The sequence below is a fragment of the Acinetobacter silvestris genome (genome assembly GCF_002135235.1).
Classification (GTDB): Bacteria; Pseudomonadota; Gammaproteobacteria; order Pseudomonadales; family Moraxellaceae; genus Acinetobacter; species Acinetobacter silvestris.
Genome location: NZ_NEGB01000001.1, coordinates 376,334 through 391,953, shown reverse-complemented (window position 1 = coordinate 391,953; position 15,620 = coordinate 376,334). Strand labels below are relative to the sequence as shown.

13 protein-coding genes are annotated in these 15,620 nt (G+C 38.0%); 11 read left to right on the top strand and 2 right to left on the bottom strand.

Going from position 1 to position 15,620, the window contains the following annotated elements; genetic code table 11:
* Window positions 1-130: 130 nt before the first annotated feature.
* Together leuS and B9T28_RS01870 are read right to left on the bottom strand one after the other, a co-directional pair.
* Entirely contained in the window at window positions 131-2,755 is a 2,625-nt protein-coding gene (leuS, locus tag B9T28_RS01875) for a leucine--tRNA ligase (protein WP_086202257.1), read from the bottom strand.
* Between the two features lie 134 nt (window positions 2,756-2,889).
* A complete protein-coding gene (locus tag B9T28_RS01870) occupies window positions 2,890-3,231 on the bottom strand; it encodes a DUF4124 domain-containing protein (RefSeq protein ID WP_434057110.1) in 342 nt (113 codons plus the stop codon).
* Between the two features lie 569 nt (window positions 3,232-3,800).
* Here B9T28_RS01870 and B9T28_RS01865 point away from each other — a divergent pair.
* From B9T28_RS01865 to rlmN, 11 genes are all read left to right on the top strand, one after another.
* Window positions 3,801-5,528 carry an acetolactate synthase 3 large subunit gene (locus B9T28_RS01865; protein WP_086202256.1) on the top strand — a complete coding sequence of 576 codons (1,728 nt, stop codon included), beginning with the start codon at window positions 3,801-3,803 and terminating at the stop codon, window positions 5,526-5,528.
* Entirely contained in the window at window positions 5,525-6,016 is a 492-nt protein-coding gene (gene ilvN, locus B9T28_RS01860; RefSeq protein WP_086202255.1) for an acetolactate synthase small subunit, read from the top strand. Before B9T28_RS01865 ends, ilvN begins: the two co-directional genes overlap by 4 nt.
* A 120-nt stretch (window positions 6,017-6,136) precedes the next feature.
* Entirely contained in the window at window positions 6,137-7,153 is a 1,017-nt protein-coding gene (gene ilvC / locus B9T28_RS01855; protein WP_086202254.1) for a ketol-acid reductoisomerase, read from the top strand.
* 924 nt (window positions 7,154-8,077) lie between these two features.
* Window positions 8,078-8,584, top strand: a complete 507-nt coding sequence (locus B9T28_RS01850) for a hypothetical protein (protein ID WP_086202253.1) — start codon at window positions 8,078-8,080, stop codon at window positions 8,582-8,584.
* Window positions 8,585-8,667: 83 nt separating this feature from the next.
* The gene (locus tag B9T28_RS01845) at window positions 8,668-9,372 is read left to right on the top strand and encodes a fimbrial biogenesis chaperone (protein ID WP_086202252.1); all 705 of its coding nucleotides are present in this window, start codon (window positions 8,668-8,670) and stop codon (window positions 9,370-9,372) included.
* A 21-nt stretch (window positions 9,373-9,393) separates the two neighbouring features.
* A complete protein-coding gene (locus B9T28_RS01840; RefSeq protein ID WP_086202251.1) occupies window positions 9,394-11,694 on the top strand; it encodes a fimbria/pilus outer membrane usher protein in 2,301 nt (766 codons plus the stop codon).
* Between the two features lie 12 nt (window positions 11,695-11,706).
* A complete protein-coding gene (locus B9T28_RS01835) occupies window positions 11,707-12,123 on the top strand; it encodes a hypothetical protein (RefSeq protein ID WP_086202250.1) in 417 nt (138 codons plus the stop codon).
* A gap of 662 nt (window positions 12,124-12,785) precedes the next feature.
* On the top strand, window positions 12,786-13,337 hold the full coding sequence (locus B9T28_RS01830) for a phosphatase PAP2 family protein (protein WP_086202249.1): 552 nt from the start codon (window positions 12,786-12,788) through the stop codon (window positions 13,335-13,337).
* 87 nt (window positions 13,338-13,424) lie between these two features.
* The gene (iscX, locus tag B9T28_RS01825) at window positions 13,425-13,625 is read left to right on the top strand and encodes a Fe-S cluster assembly protein IscX (RefSeq protein WP_086202248.1); all 201 of its coding nucleotides are present in this window, start codon (window positions 13,425-13,427) and stop codon (window positions 13,623-13,625) included.
* A 118-nt stretch (window positions 13,626-13,743) separates the two neighbouring features.
* On the top strand, window positions 13,744-14,175 hold the full coding sequence (gene ndk, locus B9T28_RS01820) for a nucleoside-diphosphate kinase (RefSeq protein WP_086202247.1): 432 nt from the start codon (window positions 13,744-13,746) through the stop codon (window positions 14,173-14,175).
* 176 nt (window positions 14,176-14,351) lie between these two features.
* On the top strand, window positions 14,352-15,584 hold the full coding sequence (gene rlmN / locus B9T28_RS01815) for a dual-specificity RNA methyltransferase RlmN (RefSeq protein ID WP_086202246.1): 1,233 nt from the start codon (window positions 14,352-14,354) through the stop codon (window positions 15,582-15,584).
* Window positions 15,585-15,620 lie beyond the last annotated feature (36 nt).

The following is a 15,620-nucleotide window of genomic DNA, read 5'->3' as shown; positions in this document are numbered from 1 at the left end:
AAATCTTAATGATTTTAGAGTCAAAGCCCGTTGAATAACAACGGGCTTTTGTAATTCTTCAAGCAACTTTCCAACAATGTCATATTAGAAAGTTGCTTTTCAATATAGGGAATCTAGAGGAGGGAATAAATTAAACCACCAAATTCACTAATTTATTCGGCACTACAATTTCTTTCTTGGTTGGACCGGTTAAGAATTGTTGTACTTCTGGTAATGCTTTTGCCAAAGCCAAGATATCATCTTTAGAAATATCAACCGCAACTTCTAATTTGCCACGAAGTTTACCATTCACCTGAACCACAATGGTTTGTGTATTGCGTGTTAACGCAGACTCATCCACTTGTGGGAATAGCGTTGTGGTTAATTCAACCCCAAATTCAGCCAATAAGGTTTGGCTTAAATGTGGTGCAAATGGTGCAAGTAAAGTAAGAAGTGCAGTGATCGATTCGCGTGCGACAGCAATGTCGTTGTCATCTTTGGCTTCAAACTTATTGTTTGCGTTTAACAATTCCATCATCGCAGCAATTGCAGTATTAAAGGCATGACGACGTTCGATGTCATCACCCACTTTTTGGATGGTTTCATGCGTTTTACGACGTAAGTCTTGTGCTGCAGATGATAAATTTGCCACATCAATTGCCGTTGCATTATTGCCTTTTTCAAGGAAACTTGAAGTCAAACGCCAAACACGTTTCAAGAAACGATTTGAACCTTCAACACCTGCATCAGACCATTCAAGTGATTGATCGGGTGGGGCTGCAAACATCATAAAGACACGGGCAGTATCTGCACCGTATTGCTCAATAATGGATTGTGGGTCGATGCCGTTATTTTTCGATTTCGACATTTTTTCTTGACCACCAACCACAACTGGCTCGCCATCACCTGTATATTTTGCAGAAAGAACACGACCTTTGTCGTCTTTTTCTAACTCAACGTCCGCAGGATTAAACCACGTTTTCTTACCTGATTCGGCTTCACGGTAGAAAGTATCAGCTAAAACCATACCCTGAGTCAGCAAGTTAGCAAAAGGTTCGTTCCCTTCAACGACGCCTTCATCACGCATCAATTTATGGAAGAAACGGGCATATAATAAATGTAGGATGGCGTGTTCTACACCACCAATATATTGGTTGACTGGAAGCCAAGTTTTCGCAGCTTCTGGTTTCACCAGACCACCAGTAAAATCTGGTGATGCATAGCGTGCATAATACCAAGATGACTCTACGAACGTATCCAATGTATCTGTTTCACGACGTGCGTCGCTACCACAGCATGGACATTTAGTTTCATAAAATTCAGGCATTTTATTCAATGGATTGCCTGAACCATCTGGCACAACGTCCGTTGGTAAAATGACAGGAAGCTGTTCTTCAGGTACAGGAACTTGACCACAGGTGTTGCAGTTGATCATTGGAATTGGGCAACCCCAATAACGCTGACGAGAAACACCCCAGTCACGTAAACGGAATTGAACTTTGGTATTGGCTAATTGTTGTGGCTCTAATTTAGCAATGAATGCATCAAATGCAGCTTGGAAGGCTAAACCGTCAAATTCATCAGAATTTACCAAGGTACCGTCTTTCGAACCGTACCATTCTTGCCATTCAGTTGCAGAGAAATCTTGATCGTCTGCACCTTTGGCATCAATTACTTGTTTGATGTTGAGACCAAATTTATTGGCAAACTCAAAATCACGTTCATCATGCGCAGGAACGGCCATGACTGCACCTGAGCCGTATGACATCAATACATAGTTGGCAATCCAAACAGGTACTGCTTCACCCGTAATCGGGTGCTTCACAGATAAACCTGTTGCCATACCTTTTTTCTCGGCAGTGGCAAGGTCTGCTTCAGCCACTGAACCCATACGGCATTCTTCAATAAATGCAGCCAGTTCAGGATTATTTTCAGCCGCTTTCAGCGCCATTGGATGTTCAGCCGCAACAGCGACATAAGTTACACCCATTAAGGTGTCACCGCGTGTGGTGTAAACAGTTAAATCATTTGCATAGACTTCAGGACTTGCTGATGGGAAAGTAATTTCCATCCCTTGTGAACGACCAATCCAGTTACGCTGCATGGTCAAGACTTGCTGCGGCCAACCATCTTTTAATGTATCTAAATCGTCTAATAATTCTTGTGCATAATCAGTAATGCGGAAGTAGTACATTGGAATATCACGTTTTTCAACCAATGCACCCGAACGCCAACCACGACCATTTTCAACTTGCTCATTGGCAAGTACAGTCTGATCGACAGGATCCCAGTTCACCGTTGAAAGTTTGCGATAAATCAAACCTTTCTTATATAGCTGTACAAATAACCATTGTTCCCAGTGATAATACTCTGGCGTACAGGTCGCAAATTCACGATCCCAATCGACTGAAAGGCCAAGCTTCTTCAATTGGTCACGCATATATGCGATGTTTTCAAAGGTCCATTTTGCTGGTGCAACTTGATGTGCAATCGCAGCATTTTCAGCAGGCAGACCAAAAGCATCCCAACCCATCGGTTGCAGGACAGTTTCGCCTTTGAGACGGTGGAAACGGCTAATCACGTCGCCAATCGTATAGTTACGCACATGACCCATATGCAGCTTGCCACTTGGGTAGGGGAACATCGACAGGATATAACGATGTTTACCTTCTACAGTGTCGGCAACTTTAAAGGCTTTGCGAGATTCCCAGTCTTGTTGGACTGTTGGCTCAATCGCACTTGCTTGATATTCAGGGTCAATGTGATGAGTAGTCATATACGTATATTAAGAACAATGGTTAAAAAGTTTGTTGCACAGCATAGCGCAAAATGCACCTAAAAGTGAATTTTGCATGCTATTTAAAATTGAAAAAAATGGATCAAGAATTTTTCGAATCGCAATCTATCTAATTATTGTGCTTGAGAAGCATTGCTCGATTCAGCTTGTGCTTTTTGTACGGGTTCATGACCTTGATGAGGTTGTTGCTCAGCTTGAGGTTTTGCTGTCGATGAATTGCTTGGTGCTGGTGTTACTGGAGGGGTGTTGGTCACGGTGGAATGTGCACCATAGGTATCTATTTTACTTTTGCTTTTCGCATTTTTCGGTGGTGGCGTGTTGGTATAATGTGTTGAACCTTTGCTATCCGTCCACTTGTAATATTGTTTTGCAAAACTTTGAGATGAACTTAAAGTCGCAATGCAAAGCATGGCAACAGAGAAGAGTGTAAATTTAGAACGGTGTATTTTGTACATAAAATATCCCCAATGAATAAAATTATTCAGTCAGTTTTTAAGATAATCTAAATATACAAGCGATCAAAATCAATGTCGTGATTTAGCTTGTGAGTGTCGCTATTTTAACCGGTTTTATGTAGGAAGAAATATTTCTTTCGTAAATTTATAAGTTTATAAGTTATTGAATTTTTTTTTATAAATGATTAAAAAAAAAGGAATAGTTTAAAATATGTGCGGATGGTAAATAAACAATAAAAAGCATGATTGAAGCCTTGACTTTGATTGCTGAAACAACAAAAATGCAACACTAGTTTTATATGTTTTTATTCGATCACCCTTCGAATGAAATACATAGCAAGCAATAACTTTTCCTCTAAGCCGAGGAAATGAATCTAGTTAAAAATATGTTTATCCCAACATATTTTTTAAAATGTCTACACTGCTTAAAGGGCTGTGCAGTCAGAAAAAAATTATTATTGCTGCGAAAACGAAGAAATATGTGTGCTATAACAGAGCACAAGTCAATGAATGAAACACGATTTATGTCTCCCATAACATCGTGAAATAAAATATTAGGGTGAATTACGTTGGAACTTTTATCTGGTGGAGAAATGCTTGTTCGTGCATTAGCGGACGAAGGCGTTGAACATGTTTTTGGATATCCAGGCGGCGCAGTTTTACATATTTATGACGCGCTATTTAAACAAGATAAAATCAATCATTACCTTGTTCGTCATGAACAAGCTGCTGGTCATATGGCAGATGCTTACTCGCGGGTTACAGGTAAAACGGGTGTAGTTCTCGTGACATCAGGTCCTGGTGCGACGAATACGGTAACGCCAATTGCAACGGCTTATATGGACTCAATCCCAATGGTGATTTTGTCTGGTCAAGTTGCATCACATTTAATCGGTGAAGATGCTTTCCAAGAAACGGACATGGTTGGCGTGTCTCGTCCAATCGTAAAACATAGTTTCCAAGTGCGTCATGCCAGTGAAATTCCTGCCATTATTAAAAAAGCATTCTATATCGCAGCATCTGGTCGTCCAGGTCCAGTCGTTGTTGATATTCCTAAAGATGTGACCAATCCAACAGATAAGTTTGCCTACGAATATCCTGAAAAAGTGAAGATGCGTTCGTATCAGCCACCGCATCGTGGTCATTCAGGTCAAATTCGTAAAGCCATTGATGAATTGGTGAATGCTAAACGTCCAGTTATTTATGCGGGTGGTGGTGTTGTTCAGGGCAATGCATCTGCGTTATTGACTGAACTAGCGCATCTTTTGAATTACCCTGTGACCAATACCTTAATGGGTTTAGGTGGTTTTCCAGGTGATGATGAGCAGTTTGTTGGTATGTTGGGTATGCATGGTACCTATGAAGCCAACATGACTATGCATAATGCAGATCTGATTTTATGTATTGGTGCGCGTTTTGATGATCGTGTTACCAATAATCCTGCAAAATTCTGTCCAAATGCCAAAGTGATTCATATTGATATCGACCCAGCGACGATTTCAAAAACTATTATGGCGCATATTCCAATCGTGGGTGCAGTAGAACCTGTACTTCAAGAGATGTTGGTTCAATTGAAACAAATGAATGTTTCTAAGCCCAATCCTGAAGCGATTGCAGCTTGGTGGTCGCAAATTAATGAATGGCGCAAAGTTCATGGTTTACGTTATGAAGCTGGTAAAGATGGGGTAATGAAGCCGCAACAAGTGGTTCAAGCTTTAGATCGAATTACCAATAGCGAAGCCATTATCACTTCAGATGTCGGTCAACATCAGATGTTTGGTGCAAATTACTATACCTATAAACGTCCACGTCAATGGATCAATTCAGGTGGTTTGGGCACCATGGGTGTAGGTTTGCCTTACGCAATGGCGGCAAAGCTAGCTTTCCCAGATCAGCAAGTGGTGTGTATCACGGGTGAAGCATCGATTCAGATGTGTATTCAAGAGTTGTCGACCTGTAAGCAGTATGGCTTAAATGTAAAAATTCTGTGCTTAAATAACCAAGCTTTGGGTATGGTTAAGCAATGGCAAGATATGAATTATGAAGGCCGTCACTCAAGTTCTTATATCGATTCATTGCCTGACTTTGCCAAACTCATGGAAGCTTATGGGCACGTGGGTATCCAAATTGATCATGCGGATGAACTGGATGCGAAGCTCGCAGAAGCGATGGCGATTAATGATAAATGTGTGTTCATTAACGTGATGGTTGATCGGACTGAGCATGTTTACCCAATGTTAATTGCAGGTCAGTCATTACAAGATATGTGGTTATCTAAAGGGGAGCGTACGAAATGAGACATATAATTTCTGTACTCGTTGAAAATGAAGCTGGTGCGCTTTCTCGCTTAGTGGGGTTGTTCTCACAACGTGGTTATAACATTGAAACTTTAAATGTTGCGCCGACTGAAGATCCGACTATGTCACGCTTGACCCTGACGACTTATGGTGATGACCATAAAATTGAACAAATCACCAAGCAACTGAATAAGTTGGTTGAAGTGGTGAAAGTGGTTGATTTATCTGAAGGTTCACATATTGAACGTGAACTGATGTTGATTAAAGTCAAAGCATTGGGTGCAGCTCGTGCTGAAATCAAACGCACAGCAGACATATTTCGTGCTCAAGTTGTAGATGTGACACCGACGACGTATACCATTCAAATTGCGGGAACGACTGAAAAGATTGATGGCTTTATTGATGCTTTGGCTGAAAATACCATCCTTGAAGTGGTACGTTCAGGTGTATCTGGTATCGCACGTGGCGAAAAAGTTTTATCAATTTAACTCTATTTTATTAATACCTCAAAGATACCTCTCTTTGTAAGGAGAGGGCTTAATCAAGAAGATTTTGAATAAATTCTTCAGGATAAGAAGAGGCAACAACGCATTTTAGCGGAGACAACAATGCAAATTTTTTATGATAAAGACTGTGACTTATCTATCATCCAAGGTAAAAAAGTAGCAATTATTGGGTACGGTTCACAAGGGCATGCGCATGCGCTTAACCTTAAAGATTCTGGTGTTGACGTAACTGTAGGTTTACGTGCTAACTCTACTTCTTGGAAAAAAGCTGAAAATTCTGGCCTTAAAGTTGCTGAAGTGCCTGCTGCAGTTGTACAAGCTGACTTAGTCATGATTTTGACGCCAGATGAATTTCAATCACAACTTTATCGTGATGTGATCGAGCCGAACATTAAGCAAGGTGCAACTTTAGCATTTGCACATGGTTTCTCTATTCTTTATAACCAAGTTGTTCCACGTGCTGATTTAGACGTGATTATGGTTGCACCAAAAGCACCGGGTCATACCGTTCGTTCTGAATTCCAACGTGGTTCAGGTGTACCTGACTTAATCGCAATTCACCAAGATGCTTCTGGTAATGCACGTAACGTTGCGCTTTCTTATGCTTCAGGCGTAGGTGGTGGTCGTACTGGTATTATCGAAACTTCATTCCGTGAAGAAACAGAAACTGATTTGTTCGGTGAGCAAGCGGTACTTTGTGGTGGTGCGGTTGAGTTGGTTAAAATGGGTTATGAAACGCTAGTTGAAGCGGGTTATGCACCTGAAATGGCTTATTTCGAATGCTTGCACGAACTTAAATTGATTGTTGATTTAATGTTTGAAGGCGGTATTGCAGACATGAACTATTCAGTATCAAACAATGCTGAATATGGTGAATATGTAACGGGTACTGAAGTCATCAATGAGCAGTCTCGTGAAGCAATGCGTAATGCATTGAAACGTATTCAGTCTGGTGAATATGCAAAAATGTTCATCCAAGAAGGTGCGTTGAATTACCCATCGATGACTGCTCGCCGTCGTCAAAATGCTGAGCATGGTATTGAAGTAACGGGTAACAAGCTACGCGCAATGATGCCGTGGATTCAAGCCAACAAAATCGTAGATAAAGAAAAGAACTAATATTTCTGTCTACCCTTGAAATAGGGTGGCAGTGTTAAGGAAAAGTCAGCTATGTAAATAGCTGACTTTTTTATTCATAATTTGAGATAGGAAAAGTATTGCTGGTATTTAGATGTACTTTCTACATGCATGGATTTGCAATCACTTTATAAGTCAGTACTGGTCACTCTCAAATATTTTATAGTTTGGTGAGATATATGTTTAGGATTTTGATTTACTTGTTTTTTTCTTAGATATTTTGGGTTGTTATTATAATATTCAGGAGAGATTGTTAAGCCTTGTATTTTAATACTTTTTTTAAAGAAGCTGTGTTTTGCTTATATCAGTTGAGCTGGTAGTCGGGTCTAGAGGCTTTTATGTTATTCAATTTTTATGAATATCCTAAGAAAATAAGTTTTAGTGACCTTAAGTGGCTTTGGATTGTGATTTTAGATAGGTAAACATAATAAAGTGTGATGTATTTCATATATTTTTATCATAAATGCAAACAAAAAAAGATTAATTTATGAAATATAGGGCAATATTAGGGTTTATTTTGTAAGTTAAGTAACTTTAATAGATGTTTATGTAAAATGGTATTTTTTAATAAATATAATAAAATTATATGGTTATATTTTTTAATTAAGATATTAATGAGTTTTTTATTTTTCTGGTTCATGTTTACCTAGAATAATTTCAAGAGTTTATTTTTTTTATTAATAAAAGCTAAATAAAAAACAATATATTATGTAATAAAAATAAACAAACTTTATATATAATGTGAAATATGTCACATATATCTGTTTTTTTGCAAAAAGCATTATTATGTATTTACGGTTACGAAGCCTACTCAATAATGAAGAGTAACCAGCGTAATTGTTGTTGTTTCTTATTGTTATCTATTAAGTGCACATTCTTTTTAAAAAAAGAAATGGGAGATAAAAGATGAATAAAATGACGCAGGCTGCGTTAGCAGCAGTGGTATTGGGTGCTTGTTCAACGGCAGTTTTTGCAGATGATGCAGCAAAACCAGGTGATAATGGCCCAGACTTTTCAAGATGTACGGAGCTAGGCTGTAGTAAAGATATTCCAATTACATTAGAAGTACCGAAAAAATGTACTGTAAGTGGCGGTAGTCCAATTATTTTAAGTTCAGCTGGTGGTACCAAAACCTCAAATTATGCAGTAGAAAGTAATACACATTATGTATTGGAACTCAGCACAGCGAATACTGGATTTTCTAATTCTACCTATGTGAAAAATGGAACAAATCATATAAGCACAACCATAAAAACAAATGGTGGTGGATTGGTAAATGCAGGTATGGGTACTACGAACCATACAGGCTTGGGCACAGATAACTATGTTGTTTCTGTGACTAATGCAGCAACTACAGCATCCAATGCAGCAGGCACTTATAGTGACACATATCGAATTAGGGTTTCTTATTGATATTTCCTGTTTATAATAAAACGAACCTAACTTAATGTTGTGTTAAGTTAGGTTTTTATTGTTAATAATAATAAGGTGATGATATGAAAAAAATAAGACCTTTGTTAGTCGCTTCGATGTTATTCGGTACGATGGCACATGCTGGAGTTTCAGTCAGTCCAGTTCAACTTTATATGCTTGATACAGCACGACAAAAGTCAACTACTTTGACGCTTGAATCTGTAGATGAGACTGATAAAAGAATATTTGAAGTTAAGGCATTTGTATGGACTCAGGATGAAACTGGGAAAAATGTACTGACAGCAGATGATACTATTATTGTTAATCCTAGAAATTTCATCTTACAACCGCAAAAACAGCAAACCATTCGTATAGGATTTGGGCGACCAATTGCATCGGTATTGACCAATAATCAAGAAGGGGCATGGCGGATTATTGTTGATGAGATTCCACAAGCGACCAAAGATACTTCAGTTAATTTTTTACTCAACTTTAGCTTGCCATTATTTGTGGGGAAGCAAGAAGCTCTAGATATGAAATTTAAACTTGAAAATGGTCAGCTAAAGGCCATCAATAATGCAAATTCACATGTTCAAATTACGGCTTTAAAAATTGTCGATGCGAATAAAAAAGAAGTATTTAAAAACGAGACCATGAGCTATTTACTTGCAAAAAAAAGCATGATATATGATTTAAATAATACTAAATTAAGTGCTTCACAAAACTATACTATCCAGTTAAGCACCGATAAAAATGACAAGGTAGTGGAATTTAAGCTATCAGACTAAAGCCTATGCAAAGAGGGTGGTATGCCTATAAATAATAAAGTATTAATATTAATTAATGTTTTCTGGGCATTTAGTGCACAGGCAAGCAATAATAATCTAGAAAATATTCTGGCTGATTTATGGATCAATGGGCTGGATATGCATACAGATACTACTTTATTAAAAGATCAGGATCGGTTTTATATAAAGTGTGATGTATTAACGCAAGGAAAAATTGATACCAGTCGCCTTCAAATACTACAATCGCAACCCGATTACTGTTTGGTTTCGGGGGGGGCTGTTCAGTCAACTTTTGATCAAGAATCACAGTCTATTCGCTTAACCGTACCTGCTGATCTTTTTGCCACGAATACGTATGGTACGGATATTCAGAAGCCAGAAAAAGCCAGTTTTGGTGGGTTTTTGAATTATGAAATGTATTATGCGAATAATGCATCGGATAATATTTATAATGGCTTGGTTGAGTTGGGAGTTTTTAAAGATTATTGGATTTTTAAAAATTCTATGTTTTATCAGAATTTAGCGAAAGAAGATAAGTTAGTCAGATTGGCTAGTAGTGTAGATTACGACTTTACGGATCAAATGACACGCCTAACGATTGGTGATACTACGACAGTTTATAATCCTTTAATTAACTCGCTTCGATTTGGCGGGCTAAGTTGGGGAACGAACTATACAGAACGACCAGGTTTTATTTATTGGAATGTACCTAGCTTACAGGGTAGTGCTCGAATTCCATCTACGGTTGAGCTGTATATCAATGGTGTGAATATTTATAACCAAAAAGTCACGCCAGGTGATTATAATCTGCAAACGGGTTCGCAAATACAACAGTCTGGCAATGCACAAATTGTGGTTGAGGATATTTTAGGGAATCGAAGTGTTCAGAGTTTCCCGATCATCGTCACAAGCCAATTGTTACGTAAGGGGTTAAGCGAATATAATGTTTCCTTAGGAAAGCTTCGCTATAACTATAATTCGGATAGTAGTGATTATCGCGATTTCTTTGCAAATACGTTTTATCGCAAAGGGATATCTAATTCGACCTCATTAGGCACAAATCTTTTATATAGTAAAGATATTCAAAATATCGGTTTAATGTGGACACAGGCTGTCAGTAATCTATTTCTTTTAGATAGTACTATACAAGGGTCGCATGAAGATCAAAATGGATTTAAATTTTCATATGGATTGTCTGCAAGTAAAGATTTGGGGCGCTATTCTTTAGGAGCGAGTACCAAATATACCGAGAGAGATTTTAAGTTTTTAGGGGATGATCTCGGCGGGGAAAATTTTTATCCGAAATTTGAAAGTTTAGTTTATTTTGGCGTAAGTGATATTCCATTCTTTCAGAATGTGAATATAAATTATGCAGAGCAGAAATATTATGATAGCGCGACTTTTGCTCGAGATAATCAAAAAATACTCCGTGTAGGTTTTAGTCGACAAATTGGTCCTAAGGCTTTATTGGGTCTGAGTTATTTTAACGAAATGGGTGATCGAAAAGATTCGGGTGGCATTTTATCTTTAAGTTACAATTTTGACATCAAGAGATCGCTGTATTTTAATCAATCAGCGGATAATAATACCAATTTACAGTTCGTCAAAAGTGATGCGAATCAAGTTGGATTTGATTATGCCGTGGGCGTGAATAGAAGAGATAATGAAACTTTATACAATGTCGATGGGACATTTAAAACTAATGTTGGTGACTTAAGTTTTAGTCATCAGCAAAGTAATCAGTATAGAGAATCACAGTTACATTATCGCGGCGCAATCGTTTTACTCGAAAATCAGCTCAGTTTTACCAAGTCGGTAGATAATGCTTTTGCCTTGGTCAAAGTAGGTTCTTATCCGAATATTAATATTCTTCGCTCATTAAATGAGGTGGATAAAACCAATAAAAATGGGTATGCATTTGTTCACGATATTATTCCATATGTGAAATATGATATTGCGTTTGATGAAAACCAGTTGCCGATAGAAGATAAAATTATCTATTCAAATAAGCAAATTACAGCACTAAACCAACGGGGTTATGTAATTGATTTTCCTGTGTATCATGCAAAACAGGTGACTGTTCGCCTGTTGAATATGAATGGTCAAAATTTTGCACCAGGTACTGAGGTTTCTATTAATAATGAAGATGGCGATGTTTATCCAGTTTCATCTGATGGAACAGTCACCTTGTATGGCTTAATTCCAAAAACTTATCAATTGAAAGCCCAATCTAAGGAGGGAGAAGCATGCTCAGCTGAATTGAACGTTACCAATGCTCCGACTGTAGCGGGTGCACCACCCGTTGATCTCAGTTGTAAATAAATGGAGTAAGACATGAAACTTAAATTAAGTATATGTGTATTATTATTGTTTTGTATTCCACTCGGTCATGCAAAATCTTGTCAAATTGACAGAGTCACATCTTCACAATTAAAACTAAGCTCATCTTATCTGAGTCAGGCCGCAACATCGTTTATGGTATCGTGTGATACCCGTTACGCGATTCAATTTAGTTCAAGGAATCTGACTAATTCAAGTGGAAGTAGTTATTTGGTTAATGAGACTAACCATAAATTAAGAACACAAATGAATATTTCAGGCGCTTCAGGCTCTCGTTGGAATGTTCCTTTGTCACAACCAGCGGGTACGAATGATAAATTTGTAGTTCTTGTTCAATTGCTGGAGCGGCCAAATGTGCTTACACCTGCTGGCAGCTACAAAGATAACTTATATGTCAGTCTTATGTTCTAAAATGAAATTTAATGCACTGGATTTGCGCTGTTTCAAAAAACAGTCATCTAATTATCATCAAAGTGTAAGAAATATTGCCTAATCTACTCAGGAGGAGGAGATTAGGCAATTGTATAATAAGTCTATACGCACAAACCTTTGTTATACAAATAACAAGATAGTCTGGAAAAAAATTAAGTTTTATTTTAAGAAGAACAAACATAATTTGATTTGTGGAAATATGGGTTTACTTCATAATTTAGTATGGTTACGACTTAAAGTAACTATCGTAACTGAAGCGTAACGGCATGGTATTGGCTTTGTTAGAGTGCTGTAAAGGTTTACAGCAGCAAAGAGATAAATTTTATTAATCGGTCTGAGCAGAAATATTAATTTAATAATTTTAAACTGAATAAAGAGTGTTTAGTTAAACCAAATTAATCTCTAAGTATTCTAATATGCAATTCGGATGGTCGTAATATTTGAACGTTTCTCAATCCATTTATTCAATATATGCTGCAACTACCAAATAATAAAACTTTGCAGCAGATGGGGCGCAGGCTAGTGTACCAAATATAGGATGGAAATATTCTATTCAGTAATTTGAACAAGTCCTTTATTAGTTAACACAGAATTTATTTTTGTGATTTCGGATATCTCATAGTGAGGAGAGGAGTATTAAAGTGAATTTTAAAAATACTAAAATAAAAATACTCGATTTGGATCTAAAAGGCTGCATTTATCTTAATCATTTGTCACATACGCAAAATATTGCAATTTTTTTTAAAATCATTAGTCGATTAGGTGATGGTACATTTTGGTATGCCATGTTGATCTTGATATGGGTACAAAAGAATTTAGCTTATGGTTTACAACTTTTTTATGTAGTACTTAGTGGATTGTTCGGAACAGGAGTTTATAAATTACTCAAGCATAAAACCACACGCCCCAGACCGTATCAAGTACATCAAGTCATCGTGCTTGGTGAAAGACCACTTGATCACTTTAGCTTTCCTTCAGGTCATACCTTACATGCTGTAATGGTGACAATCGTCTTGGGGTACATTCAGCCGCTTATGTTATTTTTGATGTTGCCCTTTACCATTTTAGTTGCAATATCACGGATGGTACTCGGCTTGCATTATCCAAGTGATGTATTGGTGGGGGCGTTGATTGGTGTGGTCATCGCCAGTGGGATTATTTGTACTGCACCACTTTTACATATTATCTTGTAAAAATGTGCTGTTAAAAATCGAAAAATCGTTTTTCAATTTTGGGAATTTGTTAAAGTAACAGTATTCATTTAGCGTTTAGGAATATCCATGGGTTTACGTTGGACTGACAGCATTGATCTCGCCATTGAACTTTTAGAAGCACATCCAGATGTAGATCCACAATGGATTCGCTTTACCGACTTACATGCATGGGTGTGTGCCTTGCCCAATTTTAGTGATGATCCGACCAAATCGACAGAAGGTCTGTTGGAAGGGATTCAAATGGCATGGATTGACGAAGCAAACTAATCCTCAGCTTTCTGTATGTTGAAAAAACCATTTTTTTTACATATCAAAAGCAGAAAATTGCCCATTATTCGGTATAATGCGCAAAATTTTAACGTCAAATTGACCTAAGGAGCCAATCATGGCTATTGAACGTGCTTTATCTATCGTAAAACCTGATGCTGTTGCTAAAAACAATGTTGGCGAAATTTTTGCTCGTTTTGAAAAAGCGGGTCTTAAAATCGTTGCAACTAAAATGAAACATTTGACTCAAGCTGAAGCTGAAGGCTTCTATGCTGAGCACAAAGAACGCGGTTTCTTTGCTGATCTAGTTGCATTTATGACTTCTGGTCCTGTTGTTGTTTCTGTTCTTGAAGGCGAAAACGCAGTTCTTGCTCACCGTGAAATCCTTGGCGCAACGAATCCTAAAGAAGCTGCTCCTGGTACAATCCGTGCAGATTTCGCTGTAAGCATCGACGAAAACGCTGCTCACGGTTCTGACTCAGTTGCATCTGCTGATCGTGAAGTTAACTACTTCTTCGCTCAAACTGAAATCTGCCCACGTACTCGTTAATTTGTAGTACATAGGGTCGCCCGATTTTAGCTGAGAGACTTAGCTATTTATCAATTGTTAACAGACCCGAAACCAGATAAGTGATATACTGCTTGTCTGGTTTTTTTTTCTTAATATATTTTTTTGCTTGATTATTGAGCGAATTTTTTCATCCCAAGACATGGTTAGGTAATCTCATGAATTCTGAAGTTGTCGCTTCATCCGTAAAACAAGATGGGCCTCAGTCTCTATCGACTCCAGTACAAGTTGAAACTGTACCGAAGGTGAATTTACTCGGCATGTCACGTCCACAATTAGAAGCATTCTTTGAAACCCTCGGGGAAAAGAAGTTTCGTGCGGGACAGGTGATGAAGTGGATTCATCAATTCTTCGTGACTGATTTTGCCGAAATGAGTAATATTTCAGGTAAGTTACGTGAAAAATTAGAACAAGTTTGTGAAATTAAAGCGCCTGAAGTGGTACATCGTAACTATTCCAAAGATGGCACTCGTAAATGGGTCTTTCGTGTTGGAGAAGGTGCGGGCTCTTTAGTTGAAACGGTATTGATTCCTGCTGAGCATAAAACAGGATTGAGTAGAACGTTATGTATTTCCTCACAAGTCGGTTGTGCACTGGATTGTTCATTTTGCTCGACAGGGAAACAAGGTTTCCAACGTGACTTGACGCCGGATGAGATCATTGGGCAGTTATGGGTTGCGAATCATTCTTATATGGAAGACGTGCCTGTGGCTGAGCGTGAACGTTCAGTGACCAATGTAGTGATGATGGGCATGGGTGAGCCTTTACTGAATTATGATGCAGTACTGAGTTCAATGTATATCATGCTTGATGATTTTGCTTATGGTATGTCTAAACGTCGTGTGACTTTGTCAACTTCTGGTGTGGTGCCTAAAATTGATCAGTTGGGTAAAGATATCGATGTTGCTTTGGCAATCTCTTTACATGCACCGAATGATGCATTGCGTAATGAGCTGGTGCCAATTAATAAAAAATACCCATTAGAGCAATTGATTGCTGCTTGTCAGCGTTATATTGCAAAAAATGGCAATGAAAGCTCACGTAGACATGTAACCATTGAATATGTGATGTTGGATGGTGTGAATGATCATCCAGAACATGCGCAACAAATGATTAAACTTCTTAAAAATCTACCAAGTAAAATTAATTTAATTCCGTTTAATCCATTCCCTCATGCGCCTTATGAGCGTTCTAGCCGAAATCGTATTATTTCTTTTCAAAAAACTTTGTCTGATGCAGGATTTGTGTGTACGATTCGTCAGACACGTGGTGATGATATTGATGCAGCTTGTGGTCAATTGGTGGGGCAGGTTGCTGACCGCACACGCCGTGCAGAACAATGGAAAAAGAAAGTTGAAGAAGGTAATGTGATTCTGCGATCACAAGGCTAAAGCCATTGGTAGAACTTATTTAGGAGCATGCTTTGA

Bases quoted from the DNA above. Each gene is read 5' to 3' on its own strand.
- iscX (WP_086202248.1), top strand. From the start codon at position 13,425: ATGGGTTTACGTTGGACTGACAGCATTGATCTCGCCATTGAACTTTTA.
- B9T28_RS01845 (WP_086202252.1), top strand. From the start codon at position 8,668: ATGAAAAAAATAAGACCTTTGTTAGTCGCTTCGATGTTATTCGGTACG.
- rlmN (WP_086202246.1), top strand. From the start codon at position 14,352: ATGAATTCTGAAGTTGTCGCTTCATCCGTAAAACAAGATGGGCCTCAG.
- B9T28_RS01870 (WP_434057110.1), bottom strand. From the start codon at position 3,231: ATGTACAAAATACACCGTTCTAAATTTACACTCTTCTCTGTTGCCATG.
- B9T28_RS01850 (WP_086202253.1), top strand. From the start codon at position 8,078: ATGAATAAAATGACGCAGGCTGCGTTAGCAGCAGTGGTATTGGGTGCT.
- ndk (WP_086202247.1), top strand. From the start codon at position 13,744: ATGGCTATTGAACGTGCTTTATCTATCGTAAAACCTGATGCTGTTGCT.
- ilvN (WP_086202255.1), top strand. From the start codon at position 5,525: ATGAGACATATAATTTCTGTACTCGTTGAAAATGAAGCTGGTGCGCTT.
- leuS (WP_086202257.1), bottom strand. From the start codon at position 2,755: ATGACTACTCATCACATTGACCCTGAATATCAAGCAAGTGCGATTGAG.
- ilvC (WP_086202254.1), top strand. From the start codon at position 6,137: ATGCAAATTTTTTATGATAAAGACTGTGACTTATCTATCATCCAAGGT.
- B9T28_RS01835 (WP_086202250.1), top strand. From the start codon at position 11,707: ATGAAACTTAAATTAAGTATATGTGTATTATTATTGTTTTGTATTCCA.
- B9T28_RS01840 (WP_086202251.1), top strand. From the start codon at position 9,394: ATGCCTATAAATAATAAAGTATTAATATTAATTAATGTTTTCTGGGCA.